The 4592-nt window shown below is 62.0% G+C and carries 6 protein-coding genes and 1 rRNA gene; 2 read left to right on the forward strand and 5 right to left on the reverse strand.

All coding sequences use genetic code 11. The features are described from left to right. The coding region (locus tag O1Q03_RS39690) for a 3-hydroxybutyrate dehydrogenase (RefSeq protein ID WP_269511568.1) at positions 1-756 on the reverse strand (756 nt) is incomplete at its 3' end. Positions 757-919: 163 nt separating this feature from the next. Between O1Q03_RS39690 and O1Q03_RS39695 the strand changes: the two genes are divergently transcribed. After that, on the forward strand, positions 920-1891 hold the full coding sequence (locus O1Q03_RS39695; protein ID WP_269511570.1) for a potassium channel beta subunit family protein: 972 nt from the start codon (positions 920-922) through the stop codon (positions 1889-1891). A gap of 112 nt (positions 1892-2003) precedes the next feature. Next, positions 2004-2849 carry a 23S rRNA (adenine(2030)-N(6))-methyltransferase RlmJ gene (locus O1Q03_RS39700; RefSeq protein ID WP_269511572.1) on the forward strand — a complete coding sequence of 282 codons (846 nt, stop codon included), beginning with the start codon at positions 2004-2006 and terminating at the stop codon, positions 2847-2849. Between the two features lie 15 nt (positions 2850-2864). On the opposite strand, the gene O1Q03_RS39705 is transcribed toward O1Q03_RS39700, so the two are convergent. The 4 genes from O1Q03_RS39705 to rrf all read right to left on the reverse strand — a co-directional run bounded on the left by O1Q03_RS39705 (position 2865) and on the right by rrf (position 4466). Further along, entirely contained in the window at positions 2865-3236 is a 372-nt protein-coding gene (locus O1Q03_RS39705; RefSeq protein WP_269511576.1) for a hypothetical protein, read from the reverse strand. Positions 3237-3349: 113 nt separating this feature from the next. Then, the gene (locus O1Q03_RS39710) at positions 3350-3496 is read right to left on the reverse strand and encodes a DUF3563 family protein (protein WP_006478295.1); all 147 of its coding nucleotides are present in this window, start codon (positions 3494-3496) and stop codon (positions 3350-3352) included. A gap of 216 nt (positions 3497-3712) precedes the next feature. Further along, positions 3713-4117, reverse strand: a complete 405-nt coding sequence (gene cueR, locus O1Q03_RS39715; RefSeq protein ID WP_269511574.1) for a Cu(I)-responsive transcriptional regulator — start codon at positions 4115-4117, stop codon at positions 3713-3715. Positions 4118-4353: 236 nt separating this feature from the next. Continuing rightward, positions 4354-4466: ribosomal RNA gene (gene rrf / locus O1Q03_RS39720) — 5S ribosomal RNA — on the reverse strand. Positions 4467-4592 lie beyond the last annotated feature (126 nt).

Genomic DNA, 4592 nt, shown 5'->3' on the forward strand with positions numbered 1-4592 from the left:
CGACTGGCCGGTGAGCGCGGCGCTCGGGAACGCCGACAGGAACAGCACCGTCTGCGCGACGTCCTGCACCGTCGTGAACACGCCGTCGACCGTGTTGCCGAGCATCACCTTCTTGATCACTTCCTCTTCGCTGATGCCGAGTTCCTTCGCCTGCTCCGGAATCTGCTTGTCGACGAGCGGCGTGCGCACGAAGCCCGGACACACCACGTGCGAGCGCACGTTGTGCTTCGCGCCTTCCTTCGCCAGCACGCGGGCAAGACCGAGCAGGCCGTGCTTGGCCGTCACATACGCCGACTTCAGCGGCGACGCCTCGTGTGAGTGCACCGAACCCATGTAGATCACGACGCCGCCGCGATCGTCCTTGTACATGTGCTTGAGCGCGGCCTTGGTCGTGAGGAATGCACCGTCGACGTGGATCGCCTGCATCTTCTTCCAGTCGGCGAACGAGTAGTTCTCGATCGGGTTGACGATCTGGATGCCGGCGTTCGATACAAGGATGTCGACCGAGCCGAACGCTTCGGCCACCTTGTCGATGCCGCTGTTCACGGCGTCTTCGTTGGTCACGTCCATCGCGACGCCGATTGCCTTGCCGCCTGCCTTGTTGATCTCGTCGGCCACCGCGTTTGCGCCGTCCTGGTTCAGGTCGGCGATCGCGACGGCCGCACCCGCTTTCGCGAGCTCGAGTGCGATCTCCTTGCCGATGCCGCTCGCGGCGCCCGTGACGACTGCGGTCTTGCCGCTCAGATCTGCTGCCATGTTCGTCTCCTTGCGTTATCGGATCCAAAAAAGCGCGCCCGTGCGTCCGCTTTCGTCGCGCGGTCGTGCACGCGGGCCAGCCGCTATTGTGCACGATCGGCACCGCCGTTCGCGCGCAAAACGTCTAAGCTTAAGGTCGGTTTCGGGTCGCGAGGAGATTCACATGCACTATCGACGACTAGGCCGCTCCGGCCTGCAGGTCAGCGCGCTTTCACTTGGTTCGTGGGTCACGTACGGCAATCAGGTCGACCAGCGGCTCGCCCGCGAATGTCTCGCGGCGGCCCGCGATGCGGGCGTCAATTTCTTCGACAACGCGGAAGTCTACGCGGGCGGAAAGTCGGAGGAAATCATGGGTCAGGCGCTTAAGTCGCTCGGTTGGCCGCGTATCAGCTACCTGGTGTCGACGAAGTTCTTCTGGGGTCTCGCGGAAGCACCCAACCAGTACCACACGCTCAACCGGAAATATCTGCTGAACGCCATCGACGGCTCGCTGCGTCGGCTGCAGCTCGACCACGTCGACCTCGTCTATTGCCACCGCCCCGATCCGAACACCCCGATCGAGGAAACCGTCTGGGCGATGAGCGACATGATCGTGCGCGGCAAGGCGCTGTACTGGGGCACGTCCGAATGGAGCGCCGACGAGATCCGCGCCGCATACGAAATCGCCGAGCGCCATCATCTGCACAAGCCGGTCGTCGAACAGCCGCAGTACAACCTGTTCCACCGTACCCGGGTCGAACAGGAATATGCGCGGCTCTACGACGACTACGGCATGGGTCTCACGACCTGGAGCCCGCTGGCATCGGGGCTGCTCACCGGCAAGTACCGCAACGGAGCGCCGCCCGACAGCCGTGCGCAACTGCACGGCTATGACTGGCTCCGCGACCGGCTGACGGATCCGGCCAAGAACGATGTCGTCGAGCGGCTCGGCGAGATCGCGGCCGAACTCGGCTGCAGCACAGGGCAGCTCGCAATCGCATGGGTGCTCGCGAATCCGCGCGTGAGTTCGGTGATCACGGGCGCGTCGCGTGTCGAACAGATCGGCGACAACATGCGCGCGCTCGACGTCGTCGCGAAGCTGACACCGGAGGTCAAGCAACGCATCGAGGAGGTAGTCGGCGACACATACGAGTAAGGCGACTCACGGCCACTCGCGTACAATACGCGGCCGCATCCGCGCCCGGCTCAGCAGCCGCGCGCGATCGCCCGTTTTCATCGATTCATCTTTTCGTTTCAGGCAGCCCGCCATGCTCAGTTATCGTCACGGTTTTCACGCAGGCAATCATGCGGACGTGCTCAAGCACGCCGTCGTCGTCCAGCTGCTGCGCTACCTGAACAAGAAGGACAAGTCGTACTGGTACATCGATACGCACGCGGGCGCCGGCGTGTATTCGCTGCGCGACGGCTACGCCGCGAAGACCGCGGAATTCGATACCGGCATCGGCCCGCTGTGGAACGACAAGAACCTGCCTGAAGCGCTGGGCGATTACATCGACGAAGTACGCGCACTGAACGACGACGGCGAGCTGCGGTTCTATCCGGGCTCCCCGTACCTCGCATGGCGATTGATGCGCGAGCAGGACCGGATGCGCCTGTTCGAAATGCATACGACGGAAATCGACGTGCTGCGTCACAACTTTCGCGATGCAGGGCGGCGCGCGATGATTTTCGCCGGCGACGGCTTCGAGGGTATCAAGGCATTGCTGCCGCCGGCGCCGCGCCGCGCGCTGGTGCTGATCGATCCGTCCTACGAGGACAAGAAGGACTATGCGCGGACCGTCACGTGCGTCACCGAATGCCTGAAGCGCTTTGCAACGGGTTGCTACGCGATCTGGTACCCGCAGGTCGCGCGAGTGGAGTCTCAGCGCTTTCCGGAACAACTGAAGCGTCTGCAGCCGAACAACTGGCTGCACCTCACGTTGACGGTATCGAACCCGCCCGCGGATGGACTCGGCCTGTACGGCAGCGGAATGTTCATCCTGAATCCGCCCTACACGCTCGCGCAGAGCATGAACGAAGCGCTGCCCTACCTCGTGGAACGACTCGGGCAGGATAGCGGCGCGCGGTGCCAGATCGAGCACCGCGGAAACTGAGCGGGTGCGCCGCGGTTACGGCTGCAGCCGCGGCGTGGGCCGTGGCTCATTGGCCGGTGACGCGCCCCAGCCGGGGACATTGATATACGGCGCGACAAACAGCGGAACCGACGAATTCGGCGTCTGCCCTGTCGGCGTTCGCATGCCCGCCGGTTCGACGATCGGCTCGGACGACAGCGGCGCGGTTTGCAACACCAGGCCGCCCTTGCCGTCCTGAATGCCGTGCTGCGTGTCGAGAATCAGTGGCCTCGACGCGGTGGCGGCAGCCGCCGCGACGCAGTGGACGAGCACCGCAACGCCCAGGGCGAGGCGCGCGCCGGGAACGGAACGGACATCGAAACGCAAGCGCATGGTCGTATTCTTCCGCTGATTAAAAAGGAGGCCCATACCATAGCGCTGCTTCAGGAAATTCGCCAGATCCGGCGCACAAAAAACAAAGCCCCGTCGATACGGGGCTTGCTTTTCGCTCAGTGCCACACGGCACCTGACGGTGACTCCGATTACAGCGAGTAGCCGTTGGTTTCGAGCGAACGGATACGGCTCTCGAGCTGGACGATGTCCGACGACGTGGCGAGGTAAGCCTCACGGCGCTCGCGCTCTGCGGATTCGAACCAGTTGCTCAGCTTTTCAACGATGTAGGCGATCATGACATTCTCCAAGGAAGGGGGGACCCCTGGCGAATCGAGATTCAGGGATTTCCCGTATAGGGTTATCCCGAATTATAGCGATGCCGCACCAAGATGCTAGTGAAATACTTGCATGGAAACCATTCCAGATCGGAATGGATCTTGAAGCATCACCGCCAACTCGTTGATTTTTATGAATATTGGCTTGATGCGCATTTTTTCCTTCGAGAACACGCACTAATCTGGTTCACTGACCGGATCGGCGAGACGCGCCAAAATCGGGCATTCCGGGCGTCCGTCACCATGGCAGTGCGCGGCCAGATCGGCCAGCGTGTTGCGCATGTCGCTCAGCTCCGCGATGCGCTTGTCGAGTTCGGCCACGTGCTCGAGGGCGATCGACTTCACTTCGGCGCTCGCTCGAGAGCGGTCTTGCCAGAGCATCAGTAGCTTGCGGATATCCTCGACGAGGAAACCGAGCCGTCGCGCCTGGCGGATGAAGCGCAAGATATGGACTTCGTGCGGACCGTAGATCCGATATCCGGCGTCACTGCGCTTGCTCGGCGCCAGCAAGCCGACTTGTTCGTAGTACCGGATCATCTTGGCACTGACGCCGGATTCGCGTGACGCGTCACCGATATTCATTCCCTGCCCTCTCCATCAAGCCGGCCTCGGACGCAAATGCCGGCACGGACGTGCCGACGACGACACTTCGATCGTATCAAATCGCGTCGTTTCGTTCCGGGATGGGCATCGGTTGGCAGGCTCGCTCGGTCAGCATATTTGCGAAGCGGCTCGCTATCTCCACACCGCCCGCCCGCATTTTCGCCGCACCAATGCAAAAACCCCCGCCTTTCGGGCGGGGGTTCTTGGCTTAGGGAGCCTGACGATTACCTACTTTCACACGGGAATCCGCACTATCATCGGCGTAGAGTCGTTTCACGGTCCTGTTCGGGATGGGAAGGGGTGGGACCGACTCGCTATGGTCATCAGGCAAAGAGGGTTGTTGCGTTGCTTCGCAGCGCAACCAATCTTGGAAGAAGCAGTAATTTTGAGTTGTGTGTATCACACACGAGAATCCAACTTGTCGCTTTGGATCGCGGCCAGTGCTTGCGCACGG

Origin of the sequence: Burkholderia sp. IMCC1007 (genome assembly GCF_027257875.1) — a bacterium.
Taxonomy (GTDB): Bacteria; Pseudomonadota; Gammaproteobacteria; order Burkholderiales; family Burkholderiaceae; genus Burkholderia.